The organism is Spiroplasma endosymbiont of Virgichneumon dumeticola, from assembly GCF_964264745.1.
Taxonomy (GTDB): domain Bacteria; phylum Bacillota_I; class Bacilli_A; order Mycoplasmatales; family VBWQ01; genus Spiroplasma_E.
On record NZ_OZ183478.1, the window covers coordinates 507,915 to 530,816 of the forward strand.

Annotated in this window: 16 protein-coding genes, 3 rRNA genes, 1 other RNA gene and 3 pseudogenes; 18 read left to right on the forward strand and 5 right to left on the reverse strand. The window is 31.2% G+C overall.

The genetic code is table 4. The annotated features are described in order from the left end of the window. Positions 1-92: 92 nt before the first annotated feature. Complete coding sequence (locus ACFEL4_RS03295) at positions 93-545, reverse strand: hypothetical protein (RefSeq protein ID WP_375318100.1); 453 nt, start codon at positions 543-545, stop codon at positions 93-95. 598 nt (positions 546-1,143) lie between these two features. Between ACFEL4_RS03295 and ACFEL4_RS03300 the strand changes: the two genes are divergently transcribed. The 5 genes from ACFEL4_RS03300 (at position 1,144) to rrf (ending at position 7,522) form a co-directional block, all read left to right on the forward strand. Further along, positions 1,144-1,833, forward strand: coding sequence for a hypothetical protein (locus ACFEL4_RS03300; protein WP_375318101.1), 690 nt, complete (start codon positions 1,144-1,146; stop codon positions 1,831-1,833). 147 nt (positions 1,834-1,980) lie between these two features. Next, positions 1,981-2,190, forward strand: coding sequence for a hypothetical protein (locus ACFEL4_RS03305; RefSeq protein ID WP_375318102.1), 210 nt, complete (start codon positions 1,981-1,983; stop codon positions 2,188-2,190). A 495-nt stretch (positions 2,191-2,685) separates the two neighbouring features. Continuing rightward, positions 2,686-4,208 (forward strand): 16S ribosomal RNA (locus ACFEL4_RS03310). Between the two features lie 192 nt (positions 4,209-4,400). After that, positions 4,401-7,334 (forward strand): 23S ribosomal RNA (locus ACFEL4_RS03315). A gap of 81 nt (positions 7,335-7,415) precedes the next feature. After that, positions 7,416-7,522 (forward strand): 5S ribosomal RNA (gene rrf, locus ACFEL4_RS03320). Together the 16S, 23S and 5S rRNA genes form the textbook arrangement of a ribosomal RNA operon. A gap of 181 nt (positions 7,523-7,703) precedes the next feature. Here rrf and ACFEL4_RS03325 read toward each other — a convergent pair. From ACFEL4_RS03325 to ACFEL4_RS03335, 3 genes and pseudogenes are all read right to left on the reverse strand, one after another. Beyond that, positions 7,704-8,114, reverse strand: a complete 411-nt coding sequence (locus ACFEL4_RS03325) for an IS1595 family transposase (protein ID WP_375317080.1) — start codon at positions 8,112-8,114, stop codon at positions 7,704-7,706. Positions 8,115-8,122: 8 nt separating this feature from the next. Beyond that, on the reverse strand, positions 8,123-8,479 hold the full coding sequence (locus ACFEL4_RS03330) for a hypothetical protein (RefSeq protein ID WP_375318103.1): 357 nt from the start codon (positions 8,477-8,479) through the stop codon (positions 8,123-8,125). Positions 8,480-8,623: 144 nt separating this feature from the next. Next, a pseudogene (locus tag ACFEL4_RS03335) lies at positions 8,624-9,005 on the reverse strand (RidA family protein). A gap of 736 nt (positions 9,006-9,741) precedes the next feature. On the opposite strand from ACFEL4_RS03335, the gene ACFEL4_RS03340 reads away from it, so the two are divergent. The 3 genes and pseudogenes from ACFEL4_RS03340 to ACFEL4_RS03350 all read left to right on the forward strand — a co-directional run bounded on the left by ACFEL4_RS03340 (position 9,742) and on the right by ACFEL4_RS03350 (position 11,484). After that, positions 9,742-10,050, forward strand: a complete 309-nt coding sequence (locus tag ACFEL4_RS03340; RefSeq protein WP_375318104.1) for an HU family DNA-binding protein — start codon at positions 9,742-9,744, stop codon at positions 10,048-10,050. Positions 10,051-10,292: 242 nt separating this feature from the next. After that, on the forward strand, positions 10,293-10,499 hold the full coding sequence (locus tag ACFEL4_RS03345; protein ID WP_375318105.1) for a hypothetical protein: 207 nt from the start codon (positions 10,293-10,295) through the stop codon (positions 10,497-10,499). Then, positions 10,427-11,484: pseudogene (locus ACFEL4_RS03350) on the forward strand (IS256 family transposase). The gene ACFEL4_RS03345 and the pseudogene ACFEL4_RS03350 overlap by 73 nt, the downstream one beginning before the upstream one ends. Positions 11,485-11,681: 197 nt before the next feature. Here ACFEL4_RS03350 and ACFEL4_RS03355 read toward each other — a convergent pair. Next, complete coding sequence (locus ACFEL4_RS03355; protein ID WP_375318106.1) at positions 11,682-12,092, reverse strand: Holliday junction resolvase RecU; 411 nt, start codon at positions 12,090-12,092, stop codon at positions 11,682-11,684. Between the two features lie 78 nt (positions 12,093-12,170). On the opposite strand from ACFEL4_RS03355, the gene ACFEL4_RS03360 reads away from it, so the two are divergent. From ACFEL4_RS03360 to ACFEL4_RS03405, 10 genes and pseudogenes are all read left to right on the forward strand, one after another. Further along, entirely contained in the window at positions 12,171-12,488 is a 318-nt protein-coding gene (locus ACFEL4_RS03360; RefSeq protein ID WP_375318107.1) for a DivIVA domain-containing protein, read from the forward strand. A gap of 30 nt (positions 12,489-12,518) precedes the next feature. Next, an RNA gene (gene rnpB / locus ACFEL4_RS03365) (RNase P RNA component class B) lies at positions 12,519-12,863 on the forward strand. A 47-nt stretch (positions 12,864-12,910) separates the two neighbouring features. Beyond that, a complete protein-coding gene (locus ACFEL4_RS03370; protein WP_375318108.1) occupies positions 12,911-13,378 on the forward strand; it encodes a CinA family protein in 468 nt (155 codons plus the stop codon). A 142-nt stretch (positions 13,379-13,520) separates the two neighbouring features. Beyond that, positions 13,521-14,423: pseudogene (gene recA / locus ACFEL4_RS03375) on the forward strand (recombinase RecA); the annotation flags it as partial. A 198-nt stretch (positions 14,424-14,621) separates the two neighbouring features. Then, the gene (gene rny, locus ACFEL4_RS03380) at positions 14,622-16,148 is read left to right on the forward strand and encodes a ribonuclease Y (protein ID WP_375318357.1); all 1,527 of its coding nucleotides are present in this window, start codon (positions 14,622-14,624) and stop codon (positions 16,146-16,148) included. 116 nt (positions 16,149-16,264) lie between these two features. Further along, on the forward strand, positions 16,265-17,620 hold the full coding sequence (ffh, locus tag ACFEL4_RS03385; RefSeq protein WP_375318109.1) for a signal recognition particle protein: 1,356 nt from the start codon (positions 16,265-16,267) through the stop codon (positions 17,618-17,620). Positions 17,621-18,026: 406 nt separating this feature from the next. Beyond that, positions 18,027-18,278, forward strand: coding sequence for a hypothetical protein (locus tag ACFEL4_RS03390; protein ID WP_375318110.1), 252 nt, complete (start codon positions 18,027-18,029; stop codon positions 18,276-18,278). After that, positions 18,259-20,976, forward strand: coding sequence for an Mbov_0397 family ICE element conjugal transfer ATPase (locus tag ACFEL4_RS03395; RefSeq protein WP_375318111.1), 2,718 nt, complete (start codon positions 18,259-18,261; stop codon positions 20,974-20,976). The genes ACFEL4_RS03390 and ACFEL4_RS03395 overlap by 20 nt, the downstream gene beginning before the upstream one ends. Positions 20,977-21,190: 214 nt before the next feature. Beyond that, entirely contained in the window at positions 21,191-21,490 is a 300-nt protein-coding gene (locus tag ACFEL4_RS03400) for a hypothetical protein (protein ID WP_375318112.1), read from the forward strand. A gap of 38 nt (positions 21,491-21,528) precedes the next feature. Then, positions 21,529-22,896: an Mbov_0396 family ICE element transmembrane protein gene (locus tag ACFEL4_RS03405; RefSeq protein WP_375318113.1), complete on the forward strand. Its 1,368-nt coding sequence runs from the start codon at positions 21,529-21,531 to the stop codon at positions 22,894-22,896. Positions 22,897-22,902: the final 6 nt, after the last annotated feature.

A 22,902-nucleotide genomic window follows, 5' to 3' on the forward strand; every position in this document is an offset into this window, starting at 1 on the left:
TGTTTAATAGACATTGGTAACATTCACATTTATTACCATAGTATTCATTACAATAGGCAATTTCGCATTCATTACATCAATATACTGTCATTTTATTTCACTTCCTTATTTAAATAATATCAACCAATTAATAAACTTTCTGCTTCATCATGATTTGATATTTTTATATTTCAATTATTTATAATAGTTAAATAATTAACAATTTTTATAGATAAATCTTTATTTCATTTATTATTATAATAACCATTATATTGTTCATAAAATTCACAAGATATTAATTCATTTTCATTAGCAGTAACATTTGGTATATTTTTTACATATTTTAAAATTTCACTACCTTTAATACTAGAAATATCATTTGTAATAGATTTTTTACCTAATTTATAATTTCAATCTTCAAATATTTTTATTAATATTTTTTTATTTTTATTATCAATAGTAGTATATTGTGTAGAAAATCATGTTTCATATTCACCAATTTCTAATAATATACCTTTCTCTGTTTCTCTAACTTTACTTTTTAATTCTAAATTAATAGTTGTCATATATATTTCCTTTCTATTACGTATAAGCCTTATCACTTACAGTGATAATAGGCTTATATACTAAATACTTATATCTTCTACTACTACGTAAGGCTTATGCTACTGTAAGTAGCAAAGCCAAGGGTAGGGGGTTGTAGGGGGAAGGGAACCAAAATTTCTTAAATTTTAAAAGAGCATGACAAAAATTACTATTAGTTATATCTGCACTATAGCCTTTAATAATTTTTTATTTAGTTATGTAATAATTAATTACTTTCATAAAGTACAGATTTATCAAAATAATTAATTATAATTGTTTAACAATTAAAAATGAGAGTATTATCTCTCATTTAAGTTCTTATTAATCTAACCATTAACTTGATACGCCCATACTATTAATTGTCCAATTATACAAACACGTACTAAATCAGGAAGCGGTATTCATGTTGCTACATTAAGTATTAATTTAAACACAAATGTCATTGATTATACTAATAGTTTTTTCATTTTAGGAACGATTGACAATAGCAATAATTTTATAGTTACAGGGAATAAAAAATCTATAAGTAAAGATACAAATATTAGCGTTGATGGAAGTTATCACTTACATTTAGTTGATATGGTTGGTAACTCTTATGATTCTTATTTAGAATTAGGACAAACAAACTGAAAGTTAAATGTCCAATTTGATGATAAAGATTTAAATGATAAAGCAAACAAGTTAAATGTGACAGTTGATAGTCATTCAGCAATTCAAGAAGTAAAGCAAGAAGCAAATGGGTGATTAGATAACTATAAAAACACTGTTAATATTATTTTTAATAATAATGTTAATTTTAATGGTAAAGGGTTTAATATTGTACCTGATGATTTAGCAGATGGATTTAAGACATTTTTAGATCATGTTAATTATGTTGATAGTTCAACAAAAGAAGCTATTAATCAAAGTAAATTAGATACAGAAATAGATACAATTGCTAATCAAAAATTACAAGATGGTTTATCTGGTTTACCACAAGATTTAAATGTTGATACAAGAAATATAATTAACAAATCAACTTTAGATAGTTATACAAGTTGAATTAATGGTTATCAAAAATTTATCACTGACAATAAAGACCAATGAATTAATCAAATCATCGCAATTGCTTCAAGAGGTTTTGCTAGTTCAGAACAAATCCAACTAATCCAACAACACATAAATCAAGTTGGAATTAAGAGTTATTTAAAACCAATAACTTGAACTTCTAATACTTTTAATTATTTAAAATCAAGTACTATTGATGATGACTATTTAAACCTAGTTTAATTAGATAAACTTCAAAGTGATACTATTACTTGAACGAATTCAAATTTACCTGATATAAATCAAAAATTTGAAAATGCAGTCACTAATGCAGAAAGTAATGTAAATTTACACGGTTATACTATTAAACAATTATTAAATGGAAAAGAGTTGCCGAAAAATAAGGGTGAAATTGATAATTTTGCCAATGGAATTAGTTTTCATGATTATTTACAAACACAAGCTAATAGTAAATTTCATGGATGACAATTACAAATGGGATTAGGAATTGGATTGCCACTACTTGGTGGTGCAATTATTTCTTACTTAATTTTTTATTGAAAATTTAGTGCAAGACACAATCCCATAAAAAAGAGCTAAAAAAGCTTTTAAACCAATTTCTGATAAAAACTTAAAAGAAAACATCAAACAAAAAAAGAATAAATAAGTGAATTTATTTTTTGAAATTATTTCTTTTATAATTGATTATTTCCATAATTATCATTTTATTCATAATTATTTGTATTTGTGTTTTATATTATTATTATTATTAAATTTAATCGTAAGTATTGATATCTCTTTTTTATTTCAAAAAGAGATATTTTATTTTAAAAATGATTATCATGACTGAAAAAGAAGTACTTAAAATTAAGTAAAAATTATTTAATTTAAATAAAATAAAAATTATTTATTTTTTTCTTGTAATTATATTGACATTGATTATTGGTTGCTGTAGTATTCCTATTGTGACCAAAAACAAAATGGTCATAAACCAGAAAAAACGATCTTTGAAAACTAAATAGAACAAAAATTAATCCGTCAATTTTTATTAAAAAATTAAATAAGTTAGACATCATTCTTTTAACAAAAAACAATTTTATTGAGAGTTTGATCCTGGCTCAGGATTAACGCTGGCGGCATGCCTAATACATGCAAGTCGAACGGAAGTAGCAATACTTTAGTGGCGAACGGGTGAGTAACACGTATCTAGCCTACCATTTAGTGGGGAACAACTGTTGGAAACGACAGCTAATACCGCATATGTTATTAGTATGAAAAAATAATAATGAAAGGAGCAGTAATGCTCCGCTAATTGATGGGGATGCGGCGCATTAGCTAGTTGGTAAGGTAATGGCTTACCAAGGCAATGATGCGTAGCCGGTCTGAGAGGACGAACGGCCACATTGGGACTGAGACACGGCCCAGACTTCTACGGAAGGCAGCAGTAGGGAATTTTTCACAATGGGCGAAAGCCTGATGGAGCAATGCCGCGTGACTGATGAAGGTCTTCGGATTGTAAAGGTCTGTTGTAAGGGAAGAAATACTATAATAGGAAATGATTATAGGATCGACGGTACCTTACCAGAAAGCCACGGCTAACTATGTGCCAGCAGCCGCGGTAATACATAGGTGGCAAGCGTTATCCGGATTTATTGGGCGTAAAGCGTGCGTAGACGGTTATGCAAGTCTGAGGTTAAATTTAGGGGCTCAACCCCTAACCGCCTTGGAAACTACATTACTAGAGTATAGGAGAGGTTAGTGGAATTTCATGTGTAGCGGTGGAATGCGTAGATATATGAAGGAACAACAGTGGCGAAGGCGGCTAACTGGCCTATTACTGACGTTGTGGCACGAAAGCGTGGGGAGCAAATAGGATTAGATACCCTAGTAGTCCACGCCGTAAACGATGAGTACTAAGTGTTGCCAAGAGGCAGTGCTGTAGCTAACGCATTAAGTACTCCGCCTGAGTAGTATGCTCGCAAGAGTGAAACTCAAAGGAATTGACGGGGACCCGCACAAGCGGTGGAGCATGTGGTTTAATTCGAAGCAACGCGAAGAACCTTACCAGGTCTTGACATACCTTGCAAAGCTATAGAGATATAGTGGAGGTTAACAAGGATACAGGTGGTGCATGGTTGTCGTCAGTTCGTGTCGTGAGATGTTTGGTTAAGTCCAGCAACGAACGCAACCCTTGTCCTTAGTTGCCAGCATTAAGTTGGGGACTCTAAGGAGACTGCTAGTGTAAGCTAGAGGAAGGTGGGGACGACGTCAAATCATCATGCCCCTTATGACCTGGGCTACACACGTGCTACAATGGCTGATACAAAGAGTCGCAAAACCGCGAGGTTAAGCCAATCTCAAAAAGTCAGTCTCAGTCCGGATTGAAGTCTGCAACTCGACTTCATGAAGTCGGAATCGCTAGTAATCGCAAATCAGCAATGTTGCGGTGAATACGTTCTCGGGTCTTGTACACACCGCCCGTCAAACCACGAGAGTTGGCAATGCCAGAAGTTGGTGTCCTAACCGTAAGGAGGGAGCCACCCAAGGCAGGGTTGATGATTGGGGTTAAGTCGTAACAAGGTATCCCTACCGGAAGGTGGGGATGGATCACCTCCTTTCTATGGAGTTTAATTTCTTTCGAGAAATCAAGACAACAAGAAAAATCAGATGTGTGACTTATTGGATTAATTTAATTGTTCTGTTTAGTTTTCAGGGATTGTTATCTCTGAGCAATTGTTCTTTAAAAACTGGATAATAGACATCTTTTAAAAAAAATAAGATAAATTTTATCTTGCAATAGGATATTCTAAAAATAAATTATTAAGAGCGTATGGTGGATGCCTTGGAATTGGAAGACGAAGAAGGACGCGATTACCTGCGATAAGCTTCGGGGAGCTGGAAATAAGCTTTGATCCGGAGATGTCCGAATGGGGAAACCCACTATCTTTAATCAGATAGTACTGCATAATGAATACATAGTTATGTAGAGTGATACCTAGAGAATTGAAACATCTTAGTACCTAGAGGAAAAGAAAGCGAATGCGATTCCCTTAGTAGCGGCGAGCGAAAAGGGACCAGCCTAAACCAGTCGTTAGACTGGAGTTATAGGGAGCCACTAATTAAGTTTGAAGGAGTTACAAAGTTTACATATAGCAGAAGTTGTTGGGAAGCAACGCCATAGACGGTGAAAGCCCAGTATGCGAAATGTGTAGACCTCCTTGGTAAACCCTGAGTACGGCGAGGCACGTGAAACCTTGTCGGAATTTGCGCAGACCACTGCGTAAGGCTAAATACTAACCAATTACCGATAGTGAACCAGTACCGTGAGGGAAAGGTGAAAAGTACCCCGAGAGGGGAGTGAAATAGTTCCTGAAACCATATGCTTACAACAAGTCGGAGCCCGTTAATGGGTGACGGCGTGCCTTTTGTAGAATGAGCCGGCGAGTTACGATTACATGCAAGGTTAAGTCGAAAAGACGGAGCCGAAGTGAAAGCGAGCCTGAATAGGGCATTTAGTATGTGGTCGTAGACCCGAAACCAGGTGATCTAGCCATGAGCAGGTTGAAGTTGATGTAACAGTCAATGGAGGACCGAACCAACGTTCGTTGAAAAGACCGTGGATGACTTGTGGCTAGCGGTGAAATTCCAATCGAACCTGGAGATAGCTGGTTCTCCCCGATATAGTTTTAGGACTAGCGTCAAAATTAGTGCAACGGAGGTAAAGCTCTGAATGTATGATGGCCCCACCTCGGGGTACTGAATGCAATTAAACTGCGAATGCCGTTGTTACATGTTTGGCAGTCAGTCTATGGGTGATAAGGTCCATGGACGTGAGGGAAACAGCCCAGATCATCAGCTAAGGTCCCCAAATCAATACTAAGTGGAAAACGATGTGGAATTGTTTAAACAGCTAGGAGGTTGGCTTAGAAGCAGCCATCCTTTAAAGAGTGCGTAACAGCTCACTAGTCGAATGATTCTGCGCGGAAAATGTACCGGGGCTAAGTATTGTACCGAAGCTATGGGTCTATATATATGTACGCATATATTGTGGGCGGTAGGGGAGCGTTCTAATCTGCAACGAAGCTAGACCGGAAGGACTAGTGGAGCGTTTAGAAGTGAGAATGCCGGCGTGAGTAACGATTGAAGGTGAGAATCCTTCATGCCGATTGACCAAGGTTTCCTGGGCTAGGTTCGTCCACCCAGGGTTAGTCAGGACCTAAGGCGAGGCTGAAAGGCGTAGTCGATGGACAACAGGTTGATATTCCTGTACCACCATGGTGACTGATGGAGTGACGAAGAAGGCTAAAATATCCCAGCCGTTGGTTGTGTTGGGCTAAATACAAAGAGGGTTGTGTAGGCAAATCCGCACAGCAATAACCTTGAAGTATGATGGGGAGTTAACGGTTCGCCTAGTAACGAAGTATTTGACGCCAAGCTTCCAAGAAAAGCTTCTAAAGACATCATCATGGTGCCTGTACCGAGAACGGACACACGTGGTCAAGGAGAATATCCTAAGGCAAGCGAGATAACTATAGCTAAGGAACTCTGCAAAATAACCCCGTAAGTTAGCGAGAAGGGGAGCTCATAGCAATATGAGTCGCAGTGAAGAGGTCCGGGCGACTGTTTAGCAAAAACACAGCTCTGTGCAAAGTCGTAAGACGAAGTATACGGGGTGACGCCTGCCCAGTGCTGGAAGGTTAAAGAGATTTGTTAGCGCAAGCGAAGCTTTGAACTGAAGCCCCAGTGAACGGCGGCCGTAACTATAACGGTCCTAAGGTAGCGAAATTCCTTGTCAGGTAAGTTCTGACCCGCACGAAAGGCGTAACGATCCGGACGCTGTCTCGGCTATAGACTCGGTGAAATCTTAGTACCTGTGAAGATGCAGGTTACCCGCGATTAGACGGAAAGACCCCGTGGAGCTTTACTACAACTTGATATTGAATTTTGGTGTAGTTTGTACAGCATAGGTGGGAGACGTTGATATGCAGACGCAAGTAGGCATGGAGTCACCATTGGGATACCACCCTTGCTATATTGAAATTCTAACTTGAAACCATGATCTGGTTTAAGGACAGTGTCTGGTGGGTAGTTTGACTGGGGCGGTCGCCTCCTAAAAAGTAACGGAGGCGCCCAAAGGTACCCTCAATATGAATGGAAATCATATGTAGAGCGCAAAGGTAAAAGGGTGCTTGACTGCGAGACATACAAGTCGAGCAGGAACGAAAGTTGGGCTTAGTGATCCGGCGGTCCTGTGTGGAAAGGCCGTCGCTCAACGGATAAAAGTTACCCCGGGGATAACAGGCTAATCTCTCCCAATAGTTCATATAGACGGGGAGGTTTGGCACCTCGATGTCGGCTCATCGCATCCTGGAGGTGTAGTCGCTTCCAAGGGTTGGGCTGTTCGCCCATTAAAGCGGTACGCGAGCTGGGTTCAGAACGTCGTGAGACAGTTTGGTCCCTATCTGTCGTGGGCGCAAGAAATTTGAGGAAAGCTGTTCCTAGTACGAGAGGACCGGAATGGACCTACCTCTGGTGCACCAGTTGTCACGCCAGTGGCACAGCTGGGTAGCTATGTAGGGCATGAATAAGCGCTGAAAGCATATAAGCGCGAAGTCAGTTCCAAGATGAGATTTCTCATTCGAAAGAAGTAAGATCCCTTGAATACTACAAGGTTGATAGGTCAGGTGTGTAAGCATAGTGATGTGTTTAGCTTACTGATACTAATAGATCGAGGATTTATTAAAGATATTCTCTATTGCAAATCAAAAGTAATCAAATTTAAAGATGTCTATTTCTAGTTTTTAGGGAGCAATTGCTGTAAACTATTTGGTGTCAATGGCGGAGTGGCCACACCTGTTCCCATCTCGAACACAGCAGTTAAGCACTCCAGCGGCGAAAATACCAGCAATGGGAAAATAGCACGATGCCAAATTTTTTGTTATTCTTTTTACAAGTCTTAATTTTAAACGTTAAGATTTTTTTTATTTTATTCAAACACTAAAATTAATGGGTAACCATTAAGTTAATAAATTTTGAAAATTAATTAAATAAGGCTTTTCTCCCTTTATGTACTATTTTTAAATTTTATCACATAAATGCTGAGAAAAGCCTATCTACGGACTTCTCCCCACATTTTTAATTAAACATAGCATTACAGTTTCAAAACTAGGTATGTTATTGAATTTATATGCAGCTTCTTTTGCGTATAAATGAATATGATGTTTTGCAACTTTGATATGTGTTTTAAATGTTCTTCGTATATGTTTTCATACTGACTCAATTTGGTTGGTATTTACACCAGTTTTTGAAACATAGCCATCTTGATGGTTAACTGTTTCATGCTTAGTGAAAACCGATTTCAAATCGCGATATCCTTTTCAAGAATCAGTATGTACATCACACTTTGAAGAAATGTGGTTTATTGCAAACTGCAAAAGATTTTTACTGTTTGCGTTTTTCAATACTTTCACAATCAGATTGTTGGTTGTTTTTTCATAAATACCAACAATCAAGGTTTTGTTCAACAAGGATCTTACTTGTTTTTTAAACCCATATGTGAAAGATACATTTCATCCATTTGCACTATGCCCTCAACAATTAATTGAGGTTCTTGTTTAGCAATGGCACTTCGGATTTTATGACCCATTCTTCAAGCTGTTTTCAAGGTCACTCCCAATTCTTTTGCAACATAAGTTGATGGAATTCCATGTTTGGTGTTTATTCATCTAAAGATGAGATAAAACCAAGATATTAAAGGTGTTTGTGACTTTGAAAATATAGTGCCCGTGAGAATACTGAATGTTTGATGACATTTCAAACATCTCATTTTTCTTAAATTAGAAGTATTCGAATTAAAACTAGAACACCTAATACATTTGCTTTGTTTCAAACTTGCTATATATGCAAGACATTGTTTTTCAGTTTGAAAAGTATTATTGAACTAATTCAATTTCATTGTTTCCTCCACAAGTACATGTGGGGAGAAGTCCGTTAAAAATTGTCTACTTGTAAATAAGTAGACAACATTAAGTTTTTATTTTAAGTAAGAAATAGCTTCAATTTCAATTAAAGCATCTTTAGGAATACGAGCAACTTGCACAGCAGCTCTTGCTGGTTTATGGTCACCAAATAGCTCTCCATAAACAACGTTCATATCCATAAAATGGTTTAAGTCTTGTAAAAAAAATATTTACTTTTACAATATGGTTTAAAGTAATTTTAGCAGCTTCACAAATGGCTTTAATATTTAATAAACACTGTTTAGTCTGAGTAGTAATATCCTTCCCAGCAAACTCACCTGTAACGCTATTAATAGGTAGTTGTCCGGAAATGTATAAGAAGTCACCAGCAACTATCGCTTGACTATAAGGACCAATAGCAAAAGGAGCTTTGTCAGTTTGAATGGTTTTATTCATGTTATCACTCTTTCTCTATATAAATATTTATGATGTTCAAATTAATCCTTGTGTTGGTCTAAACATTTTTGTAAAAGATTAATTCTTTTAAGTTAATAATAAAGTGAATATTAGCAACTTGAACTATAACTAAATTTTACCTGATTTTAATTTAATAATTAATAAAATTTTAATTATATAAAAGATTGAAGTATTTTAATAAATTTATCTAAGTCATGTTTATAATCTTTGATTTCCAGTTATATTCAGATTTAACCATTAGTAGTATAAGCAGTTTTAAAGTATAAGTATTTGTTTAAAGATAAAAAAATATTCATTTTTTTTGGAATCTTTGGTAAACTATTTTGATCATAAATAAGAATAAATTTTTTAATTTATAACAAAAATAAATGATACATGACAACTTATCTTGTGTAAATTATTAACATTTAAAGTATTATTATAACTAGTAATTAAGCAATAATTTTTTCAAATATTTTTCTGATAATTTTCTATTGTCATTATAGATAATTGTTAATTTTATAACACTTATAAACTTATTTTAATTTAAATATTATTTTTCACACTTATTTATTAATTTTTCTTGATTTATTTTCAAAAATATCAAAATTTATAGTTCATTTAGTTAAAACTTATTATATAATTTTAGTATAACCAGTATCATTTTTAATTTGGTTTGAAAAAAAGTTATAGTAAAAAATATATAACTTTTGAAAACATGAGGAGGAAATCTTTTATGCCAAAAGCTAATTCTAAAACTAAAGCAGATATTATTAAATTGATTGCAAAAAAGTGTAACATTACTATTATTTCGGCAACTCTTATTATTGATGCTTTTTTTGATGAAGTAAAAAGCGAAATTGCTAATGGAGGAAAAATTAATATACCTAAATTTGGTATTTTTGAATCTATTTTACGTTCTTCAAGGACAGTACGTAATCCCCAAACTGGTGAAACTATTACAATTAATGCTTCTAAGGCACCTAAGTTTAAAGCAAGTTCTGAATTTAAAAAACATGCCAACAAAGAAGAAACTAACATTTAAAGCAAAAATTTTAAAAAATCAAGAGAAAATGGATATAAAATTTCTAACTTATGTACATTTTTTGTTATCTCTTGATAAGAAAGGTTTTCTTTATTTAATCTTATGGTTTTTAATTGTTCTCAAAAAACGGTTAAGTCTAAGATTGTGTGTAAATTTAAAAAAGTAATAAAAAATGAGCCATATACCCCTCCTTATCAAATATAATTAGTTTGAAAATAAAAACTAGATAGGATGAGAAATATATGACTCCATTAAATTTTACAATAGATTCTGAAATAATTAGAAAATTTCTTGCAAAAGAGACTAAAAATGAAGGCATAAGATTGCTTATTGAATTATTTTTAAATAAACTTTTAAAAATCAATCAGATGATCAAATTGGTGCTAATAATTATGAACGAAATGAAGCAAGAACAGATTGCCGTAACGGTTATTATCAGCGTGATTTAAAATCTGTAAATGGAATTTTGAATTTAAATGTCCCTAGACATCGTAATAAATCTTTTGAAACTGAAATTTTTGAAAAGTTTAAACGTTCAGAACAAGCATTATTATCTACCATGATGCAAATGGTAATTGACGGTGTATCAACAAGGAAAGTTGATAACATAACAAGAGAATTGTGCGGTATTAATTATTCTAAATCTACTGTCTCTAATATTTGTAAAGAATTAACTGAAGTAATAGGCACATGAAAAAACCGTGATTTAAGCGCAAATTCCTATCCTTTTATAATTATTGATGGAGTACATGTTAAGGTTCGAGAAAATAATCAAGTAATCTCTAAAGCAGTTTTTATAGCCCTAGGTATAAATAACCAAGGTCATAGAGATATTTTAGGAATGATGGTTGGTGATTCAGAATCAGAAACTACATGAAGTGAATTCTTTTCTTCATTGAAAGAACGTAACTTAACTGGTCTTGATTTAGTTGTTTCTGATGCCCATAAAGGGTTAGTTAAAGCAGTTCAAAAACATTTTCAAGGCGTGCAATGACAAAGATGTCAAGCACATTTTATGCGTAATATCTTGGATAAAACATCTAAAAAGGATAGAGAAAAAGTCGAAAGAGATGTTAATGCCATTTTCAACGTTAGTAGTATTAAAATGGCTAGAATGATTCTTAAAGAAATGAAAGATAATTATTCCCATCTTTTAGACTCGGCATTACGAATTCTTGAAAATGGATTCGATGATGCTTTAGAAATTTTAAGCTTTCCACTGTATTACCATAAAAAATTAAGAACTAGTAACACATTGAACGCCTAAACCGTGAAATTCGAAGAAGAGAAGGTGTTGTTACCATATTTCATGGAGTTGATAGTGTATATCGAATAATAGGTTCAATTTTAATGGAATTTAATGAAAAATGAATGATAAATCGTGTTCATATTAATATGGACGAATATAATAATTTTAAAATTGAAAAGGCTTAAATTATTGCTTAACTACTTTGTATTAAAATTTTATTCTTTATAAATAACTGCATTTCTTTAAAATGACTTTTTGTTGTGATTATTTAGAAAAAAATAATTTATAAACCTATAAACTTTGTAAAATTATTAACTATAAGAATTTTAAAATTAATTTTATATAAGATTAACCTACCAACTTGTAAGTATGGTACAATAAATTAAACTAAATTTATTTGATATGAGAAATATTGCTCTGTAAAAATAAATTTACACAAGATTCGGGACTTAACCCAAAAAACTAAAAAATATTCATCGTATTGCCAAAAATAAATGATAATAAAAATAATCCCACCAAGATTAAAAACATTTTCTAGATATTCCAATTGATGAATTTTAAAATTATTTCAAGGTAGCGTTAAACTTTTAGTACTTTTAGCTTCAAAACATAAATATTTACCTTTGTAAATACCATGATAGTCAACATTACTTTTTTCCATAAACTTACCATGTTTATTATTCATAGTTAGAGGATTGTGTTTAAAAATTAATGCTCGTTTTTCATTATTTATTATTTCAATAGTATAATTAATTATGGCTTCCAAAAACATGCCACGATTTGCATAAAACATAATTATCAACTCCTAATGATAACTAATAAATTGCAAATAACTTTCCTTTTTAATTTACAAATAAAGTGAGGTTTAATTATGAATATCAATAAAAAAGATATAATTAATAAAGAATTTAGTGTTGACTATAAAGGTTATAACGCACAAGAAGTAGACTTATTTTTAGATTTAGTAGCTACTAATTTTGAATTGTTAGAAGAGTATGTTACTAAACTAAAAAAACAAAATGAAATTTTAGAAACAGATAATAATAAAATGTTGTTAGAAAATGATAGTTTAAAGACACAGTTAGTAATTTTAAAACAACAAAAACAAAAATTAGAAGCAAAAGGTGTAGAGAACATTGATATTATTACTAGATTAAGTAAACTAGAAAGTATTGTACATGAAGAATAAGTATGATATAATTTTATCCTAAAAGAATAAAAAATGAGCTAATCGCTGCAGTAATATGTAGAGGAAAGTCCACGCTCGCACTTTCTGTGATGAAAGTAATGTTTGTGTTAGAGGAAACAATAACTCTAAGCAGTAATCCTGACGGCTGACAAGAACCTAAGTTTAAATAATAAGGTTGGCGTCTATAAAAGTGTCATAGAGACGAGTTTTAGGGAAACCTAAAGTATGGAACGAGGTAAACCCCACAAGCGAGAAACCCAAATTTAGGTAGGGGCATTGGTTTATTGGAATCAAACAATAAACTGAACTATTGACAACAATGGTAGATAAATGGTTAGCACTTGCAAATGCAAGAACAGAACGTGGCTTATGATTTTTTTATTCTTTTTTTCTTTTAAAATATTTGATTGAAGGTTTAAAAGATGAATGAACTTATAGAATTATTACAAAGATTAAATTTTAAAATTAGCTCTTGCGAAAGTATTACGGGTGGTCTTTTTGCCCAAGAACTTACTAGTATTGCTGGTGCTTCACAATACTTTAATGGAGGTATTGTAGCATACAGTGATGAAGCTAAAATAAATATTACAAAAATTAAAAAACAAACAATTGAAAAATATGGTGCAGTTAGTAAAGAATGTGCATTAGAAATGGCAGTTAATAGTCAAAACATGTTTAAAACAGAAATTGCTATTAGTTTTACTGGTAATGCTGGACCAAAAACTATGGAAAATAAACCAATTGGTTTAGTTTACGTGGGCATTGTTATAAATGATAAAACTTGGTGTGAAACTTTTCAATTTGTTGGTAACAGAAATGAAATTAGAACTCAAGTTGTAGAACAAGCAATAATTATTTTAAAAAAGATTTTATTAAATTTTAAAAAATAAAAAAAGGTATCACCTCGTTTGCATGTTAATTGTTTACGAGGTGATTTTAATGCAAGAAAAAAATTTGCAAACAGATATTAAAAGTAAAGAAGATTTGGTTTCAATAACTATGAAACAAATTGAAAAATAATTTGGTAAAGGTGCTATCATGCTATTAACTGATAGTAGTATTATTACTGATATAGAAGTGATTAGTTCGGGTAGTATGTTATTAGACGATATTTTAGGAATTAAAGGTTTTCCTAAAGGCCGAATTATTGAAATTTATGGCCCTGAATCTGCTGGTAAAACTACATTAGCATTAATGGCTTTAGCACAAGCTCAAAAAATAAATGGTAAAATAGCTTTTATTGATGCTGAACATGCTTTAGATCGTCAGTATAGTCAAAAACTGGGAGTTGATATTAATGGTTTATTAGTATCACAACCAGACTCTGGTGAACAAGCTTTAGAAATCTTAGATATTTTAGTTAAGTCGCAAGCATTAGATATGATTATCGTTGATTCAGTAGCAGCATTGGTGCCACAAGTGGAACTTGATTGTGATATGAACGAACAAACAATTGGCGCTCAAGCGCGATTAATGTCCAAAGCCTTACGAAAACTAAGTGGAAGTATTGCTAAAACAAATTGTATTGTTATATTTATTAATCAAATTCGTGAAAAAGTTGGTATTATATATGGTAATCCTGAGATAACACCAGGCGGTAAGGCTTTACGATTCTATAGTAGTATTAGATTAGAAGTACGTAAAGGTGAACAATTACTAAAAAATAGTCAAATCATTGGACATAAAATAAAAATTAAGGTCGTAAAAAATAAAGTAGCACCCCCTTTTAAAAATGCAGTTATTGATTTCTATTTTGCGCAGGGGTTTTCACAGCAAAGTGAAATTATTGATATTGCCGTTGAAAAGGGAATTATTAATAAATCAGGTGGATGATATAATTATGGAGAAATAAAATTAGGTCAAGGAAAAGAAAAAGAAAGTTTAGAGTTAAATACTACACTTTTAACTGAAATTAAGTCACAAATCAATTTTTAATTTTTACAACTAAAAAATGTTAAAATTAAGGAAGGATAATAATCCTACGTATTTGTGTTATGATTAGAAAAAAACTTTTATTATTGAATTTTAATTTTTTCAATTTTAAGGCTTCTTTTTCCTTGCTATAAATCAAGGAGAGGATAGATTATGAAAATTAGTATAACAACATTATTAATAAATATAACTAGTGGACAAATGGGAATATACTTGAGTATAATAATATCGATAACATTGACTGTAGGGATAATAGCAGGTGTTTTCGTTAGAAAATTTTATTTAAAGAAACAAGAAGAAAAAAGTTTGGATAACATTAAACAGAAGGAAAAAGAAGCACAAAAACTAATTCAAACTACAAAAGCTGATGCTAAAGTTGAAATTGCAAAATTAAAAAAAGACTTATACGCTGAAATTGATTTTCGCAAAGAACAAAATTTAGATTATGAAAAAATATTAAATAAACGTGAACGCAAGTTAACTGAAAGAGAAGAAATAATTGAAACACAAACTCAAAATCTTTATCATCAACGTGAAATTATTAAAAATGTTAAATTAGACTATCATCACAAAATTGATCAAATTATTGTAGAATTAGAAAAAAACTCTGGTATGAGTAAACATGAAGCGAAAGAAGAACTATTTAAAAAATTAGAAGAACACTTGTCATTAGATTTTAATAAGATGATTAAAAATCATGAATACAACACTAAACTACAAGCAAAAGAACTTGCTAATAATATCATAAGCGAAGCCATTGAACGTTATGCTAGTAACTTTGTAGTTGATAAATCAGTTGCTTATGTTAAACTGCCAAATGATGAAATGAAAGGACGAATTATTGGAAAAGAAGGTCGTAACATTAAATTATTTGAATTAACTGCTGGTGTTGATATTATTATTGATGACACACCAGAAACTATTCAAATTTCATCTTTTAATCCTATTAGAAGAGAAATTGCCACTAGAGCGTTAGAAGATTTGGTTAAAGATGGACGTATTCATCCCATTAGAATTGAAGAAGTTTTAAAATTTCATGAACAAGAATTAAATGAAAACTTTAAAATTGATGGTAAAAAAATAATTGATGAATTAAAATTAACCAATTTTGAACCAGAATTAGTTAATTATATTGGCCGTTTAAAATATCGTACTAGTTATGGTCAAAATGTCTTATTACATTCCTATGAAGTTGCTAAATTAGCAGGTAGTATGGCCGCTGAATTAGGACTAGATATTAATCTAGCTAAACGTGCTGGTTTACTACATGATATTGGAAAAGCAGTTGATTATGAATTAGAAGGTTCGCATGTTTATAACGGTGTTATCCTAGCTAAAAAGTATGGTGAAGATGATATTATTATTAATGCTATTCATTCTCACCATGGTGATGTTCCTAAAAATAATATTTATTCTTGCTTAGTGTCAGCAGCCGATACATTATCAGCAGCACGACCTGGTGCTCGTAATAATTCATTAGAAGAATTTATTACAAGAATTAAAGAAATTGAAGATTTATGTAAAACAATTAAAGGCGTTGACAAAGCCTACGCTGTGCAAGCAGGACGTCAAATAAGGGTTATTGTTGATCCTAATGTTATTAATGACATTGATGCTCACACATTGGCTCGCACGTTAAAAGAAAAATTACAACGTATTATTACTATTCCTGGTGATATTCATATTACTGTGATTCGTGAAGTTCGTGCTACAGAATTAATTAGTTAAAATTTGAAATATAAATCAAAAATATAAGTTGTTAGGTGCTTATATTTTTGATGTTTAAGATAAATTTAATGTTAAAATTAAGTGTGTCTTAAAAAAACAAGAGGTGAATAACAAATATGAGTTTTGCTGATATGATGTCAAAAAAAGTTCAAAAAACTTTAGAAAAAAATTTAAATAAAAAAACATTAACATTGGAGAACATGGAAGATACGATTAAAGAGTTCAGATTAATTTTACTAGAAGCTGACGTTAACTTTCGTGTTGTTAAAACTTTAATTAATGAAATTACTGCTAAAGCAAAAGGTGAATTTATTAAAGAAGGTTTAGACCAAAAAGAAATGCTAGTTAAAATCATGCATGAAGAATTAACAAAAATTATGGGTGCTAAAAATATTGAGCTTAACCTATCTAGTAATCCAACAGTGATTATGGTTGTAGGTTTACAAGGTTCAGGAAAAACCACAACGATTGCTAAATTAGCTAAGTTAATAACTGATAAATATAAAAAACGATGCTTATTAGTTGCAGGCGATATTTATCGTCCTGCTGCAGTTGAACAATTAAAAGTTTTAGGAAAAAATCTACACATTGAAGTATTTTCATTAGAAAATGAAACACCACAAACAATCGTTAAAAATGCCCAAGCATATGCTGATAAAAATAAATTTGATACTGTCTTAATTGATACAGCAGGAAGATTACACATCGATGAAAAGTTGATGAATGAGTTAGCAGATATTAAAAAAATTACTCAACCACAAGAAATCTTATTAGTTTGTGATGGAATGGCTGGTCAAGATATTATTAATGTTGCTATTGAATTTAATAATGCTATTCCTATTACAGGAAGCATTATTACTAAATTAGATGGAACAGCCAAAGGTGGTTCTGCTCTTTCAATTGCTTATTTAACTAAAATTCCTGTTAAGTTTTTAGGTATGGGTGAAAAAGTTACGGATTTAGAAACTTTTTATCCTGAACGAATGGCAGAACGGATTTTAGGTATGGGTGATATTGCCACATTAATGGAAAAAGCCCAAAGTACTGTTTCCTCTCGCGATGTTGAAGAAACTATGAATCGCATGATGTTAGGACAATTTGATTTAAACGATCTTGTTAATCAAATGAAACAAATTAAAAAAATGGGTAAATTAGGTTCGTTAGTAAAAATGATTCCTGGTATGTCTGCTAAGATTAGTGATAGTAAGATTAGTGATGCCGAAGCTGATTTAAAAATTACGGAATACATTATTGCGTCAACAACCGCACAAGAACGTGAAAAACCACAAATCTTACGTTATCCAACTCGTAAAACACGAGTTTTAAAGGGCTCTGGCCGTAGTGAAAAAGAATTAAATAAAGTTTTAAATCAATTTGAAAAAACCAAAAAAGTCATGGATCAAATTGCTGGTCAAATTAAACGCGGTGAAATGCCAAGCATTCCTGGTATGGAAGAACTTATGAAAAAATAGTGATTATTTCAACGAATAATGTTAAAAAATGTTTTAAAAAAACAATTTATATAATTTTATAACTTAATTTTTAATACGTTTTTAATTTAAATATACATATAGGTAATAGATATTTAAATTAAAAGTCATAAAATATGTCAATTGTAAAGGTTAGCAAATTATAAAAAAGATTTGTTATTTTAAATTAATTTGTTAAAATTTATTCAACTCAAGAAATTTGTTGAAAATTCTTTGATTTTCTTGAGTTTTATAAATATTGTCTTAAAATGGGTTGTATTGAGTTTAAATTAAAAAGAACTAGGAAGTACAAATTTTCTACGCTCGAATGCTTAAAAAGTTTGGGCAAATCAGAAGACTTTTTCTTGAGTTTGGTAGTTAAATTAAATTCAGTTAGGAGACAATAATTATGAAAGATACATTTGCATCAGTTCGCTTATCTCAAAAACCACAAAATTCATTTTCCTGCTATCGTTGCGGAAGAGTAATTCTAATAGCAGATTACTTAGAGGGCATAAATATTCAAGTTAACTGTAATCGATGTGGTTTTAAAAAGCGCGTTGTAACCATGAAAATTGAAAAAAAAGAGAATAATATTAAATCAAACTCGAAACATAATGAGTTATTAACTGAGGAAAAAAATGAAATTCTTAATACCTAAAACTATTAAATTTGTTAAATTACAAATTTGAAGAAGTGTTGGTTTGGTTGATTTACTAATTATCTTAATGGTTATTGGTTTTGCTTCAATTATAATTTTATTGTTAAATATTAGTATCATCTTAAAATTATTATCTGTTTCTTTAGTAGCTATTGCAACAATTCCATTAACTTTTTCTTGACAACCAAGAAAAAAAGGTTGAGAAATAATTATTTTATGATTTAAATTTCATAGTAAAAGTCGTTATTATAAATCTGATAAAACTTCACAAGCATTAGTACCTTTTAAAAAAGTTATTAGTAAAAATGTGATGCAATTAAATGTTAAAAACACCAATTATGCGCGTGCGTTATTATTAGAAGGTTTTAATATTACGTTACTATCAAATGAGGAAGCATCTAATAAGATTAAAGATTTAGCTGCTGCTTTTAAAATTATTAATATTTCAATGTCACTAATAAAGATTGATATGCCATTAGATATTAGTGCTCAAACTAGTTTTTACCAAACTCAATTAGAGCAAGTGGATTTAGAAAATATTAGTGTTAAAGCCAAAAAAGCACGAATAGAACAATTATTAACAGCAATTGCTGTTAATAATGAAATTCAAAATGAAAGTGAAATGACTCAACCATTCTTTTATTTATTTTTTTACAGTTCTAATCAAGACAAACTTCGTGAAGAAGTGAATGCCTTTAAAAATTATATTAGTCGTAGTGGTGTCAAGGCTACTGACGTTAGTGTTTTGGAAATGATGGTCGTTTATAGCAAACTAATTAACACAAATGAAAATGCTATTTTAAATGACATGTTCACTACTAATTTAGATAAAACTATGAAAAGTAAAGATTTAACTAATGATTTAGCTATCAAAGAATTACTGGTTCATAAAAATAATTTAGAATTTGCTAACTGCTTTCAAACTATTTATAACATATATGATTATCCTTTTGAAGTATCAGCAGTTTGATTAGCTAATCTTGTTACTATTCCTAATTCCAGTTTAATTTTTACTTTTAATAGTATTAGTGAAGAAAGTGCTAAAAAACAATTAAATAAATCTATGCAAAATTTAGCAACTTTAAATTATATGACCAAATCAGTTTCAGAACGAAGAGATTATGATTATCACTATGAATCACTTAACGAGTTATTAAATCAAATTTCTGGCGGTGGTGAAAAAATTTTTAATACCAATTTATATTTAATGATTTCTGGTTCTGATCGTAAAGATTTGAAAAAGAATATGAGTACAGCAGAATATGAAATTAAAAATAATGGTATGAAATTTGATAAATTATATTATCGTCAGTTAGAAGCATTTTTATCAATCATGCCCGATAGTGCTGACTGATTTAAAATTACTGGTCATGAAATACCTTGTTTAACGATTGCTGCTAGTTTTCCATTTTTAAATCAAGAATTAAATGATAAACAAGGGTTATTTTTAGGATTTAATGAAAGTGGTAATAAAGTTTTCTTTGATCAACGAACAAAAAATAGTACCAGAAAGAACCATAATCAATTAATTATTGGAACTAGTGGTTCTGGTAAATCTTATACTTCTAAAAAAGAAGTTAATTATCAAATTATGCTCGGTCATAAAGTGATTGTTATTGATCCAGAACGCGAATATCGTGATTTATGTTACTATCATGATGGAAGTTGAATTGATGTTGGTGATGGTTCTTCAGGAAACATTAACCCCTTTCAAGTTACTTTAGCGTTAAGTGATGATGGTAATAATGATAACAATGGTCGTGATATTCTAGCACCCCATATGCAATTTTTAGAACAATTTTTAAATGTTGCTTCTGGTGGTTTAACTCGCAATGAATCAAGTTTACTTATGATTTATGTGCGTTTAATGTATGAAAACGCTGGCATTACAACAAGAACTAAAATTCATTTATTACAACCACATGAATTCCCCATTTTTCAAGACTTATACCATATCATTGAAAATGATATGGTAAAAGAAACTGATGTGCGTAGTAAAAATGACTTAAAAAATTTATTAATTATTTTATCAAGATTTGTGAGCGGAGGAACCGATGCCAACTTATGAAATGCCCATACTAATCTGAATGATACTAATAGTTTAGTACAAGTTTATGATTTATATACTTTAACACAATCTGGTAATAAGCGATTAGTTAATGCTCAAATGTTTTTAATTTTAAAATACATTGAAAATGAAGTGCGAAAAAATAAAAACGATAATGAAATCAGCAAAAAAGAACAATGAATTTCTATTACCATTGATGAAGCGCATTTATTAATTGATAAAGAATTTCCTGCGGCATTATTATTCATGTACCAAATTGTAAAACGAATTAGAAAGTATACAGGGATGATTAATATTATTACTCAAAATATTAATGATTTTCTAGGTTCTGAGGAAATTAAAAAATACACAACTGCCATTATTAATTCTAGTCAATATTTGAAAGTTCTAAATCTTCAACCCCATGACTTAGCAGAATTGAATGAACTGTATACTTCTTATGGCGGAATTTCCCCTAATGAAACTGACTTTATTGCTCGCGCCAAAGTCGGAGAGTGTTTATTTGCTATTTCTAGTTTATATCGTATGTGTTTAACTATTAATGTTAGTGTTGGAGAAACTAATGCGATTAAAGGAATTAGTACTTCGTATGAAAATGAAACTAATAATATTATTGAAATTAATAAATAATATTGTTAAATATTGTTTACTTTATTTCAAAAGTAACTATAATTAAATTGTATCAATATTATTTATAACATATGAATTTTGACTCTTAGTCCTAATTTACTTATTACAAGTAAAACAGGACTTTTTGTAGTCTTAATAAAAAAATTCATGCTTTATAAACAATTTTGATTAATGATATTTTTTTGTAATGTTCAAATCAAAGGAGAACCAAAATATGAATCTTAATTTTTTAGATGATTTTGATACAAACAAAATTATTGATGCCATAAAACCTTATGTAACAGCAGTAACACTACTTTTAATTGCTGCTTTAGTTGCTTTTAGTGTTTTCAAAATCGTTATTTTAGCAAAAGATTTAGCTGCTGCAGGTGATGACCCACAAAGAAGAAGTGAGATTAAAAAAGCCTTTATGTATACATTAATTGCTCCAATCATTGGTGTTGCTGCTTCAGGTACAATGATGATTTTTGTCAATGTTTTTAAAGCAGGTAGTGGAAACGTGCTTGGTAATTAGTTTTAAATAAAATAATTTATGAAACGAGGTGAGAACATATGGATTGACTATGAAATGGGCTATTGCATATACTATTACTCCTTCCATGAATGATATTTGTTTCTGGTCCATTAGAAATAATTCATTTACTATTATCACCGCATGGTATATTTTACTACTTAACAACTGATGCTTTAACTAATTTAATTTTTGGCAGCTTTATTGATGACCCATTTAATATCAAACATTTACCATTATTCTTTTTAGCACTTTCTATTGTTGCTATTGGCTTAATTGTTATTATGTTTATTATGCAATTGATAATTATTCAATTTACCGAAACTCATACCATTCGTGAAAAACTAGGTAAGGCCATTAAAAATACTTTTTTAGCAGTCTTAGTTATTATATTTATTCCTTTATTTTTTAGTTTAATTAACTATTTAGTAACAGGATTGTTAGTGGTTTTGAAAATTACTGCTGAAGGTAAGTTTACTGATTTAGCAGATAGGTTATGAGGAATTGGCGCCCCTGATGCGCAAAGTGCAAGCGATATTCCTAAAAATTATGGTATGCCACCAACAAATTTAACAATGTCTTGAAATTTCATTTTAGAACTTGTTGCAATTTGATTTACCTTATATGTATTATTTGTAGCAGCCATGACTTTAGTAGAACGAATTATTGATTTAATTCTTTTATTTTCAATTTCGCCAATTGTGGCTTCTATGATGCCTGTTGACCAAGGAAAAAGATTAGGTGTTTGAAAAGAAATGGTGATTGGTAAATTTATTATCGGCCCTGGTACGATGTTACCAATTTATATTTTTATGCAAGTATTACCTGAAGCGATTGCTGATATTAGTAAAACATTTAGTGGTTCTAGTGGTGATATTTGAATAGAAAGACAAATTCTATATGCCTTATTCTGTACAGCAGGTGCTATTAGTTGTTTAAAAACTCAAAAATTCATTAACCATTTAGTAACTCAAAATTTGGGAGTACAAAGTGCTATTGATTCTAACGGTGCTGGTATTGCAAGTAGTATAGCTGGTAAAGCGCGTGGTTTTGCAAGTCTTGCTGCTGGCGGAGCAGGTGCATTAAAACTTGGAAAACAAATGCTGATTGGTGGCGCCAAGGATGGTAAAAACCCTGATGGAAGTACTAATTCTGCCAATGGTCTATTGAAAAATGGATTAACTGGCTATCTTGGTAAAGGTGCTAAAGGTGCAGCTAACATTGCTGGAAGAATTGGTAAGTCCCATGCTGATGGTACTAAACTCAAAGATTTTGGAAGTGTAGTTGCAAGCCCAGTTACAAGACCATATAATGCTATAAGCAATTCTCTTAGCAGTGCTCGCGATGCATTAAGTAATGTTTATGGTGAAGGTAGATATGGTAGTCCTAATTACGATCAAATGGACTAAAATTAT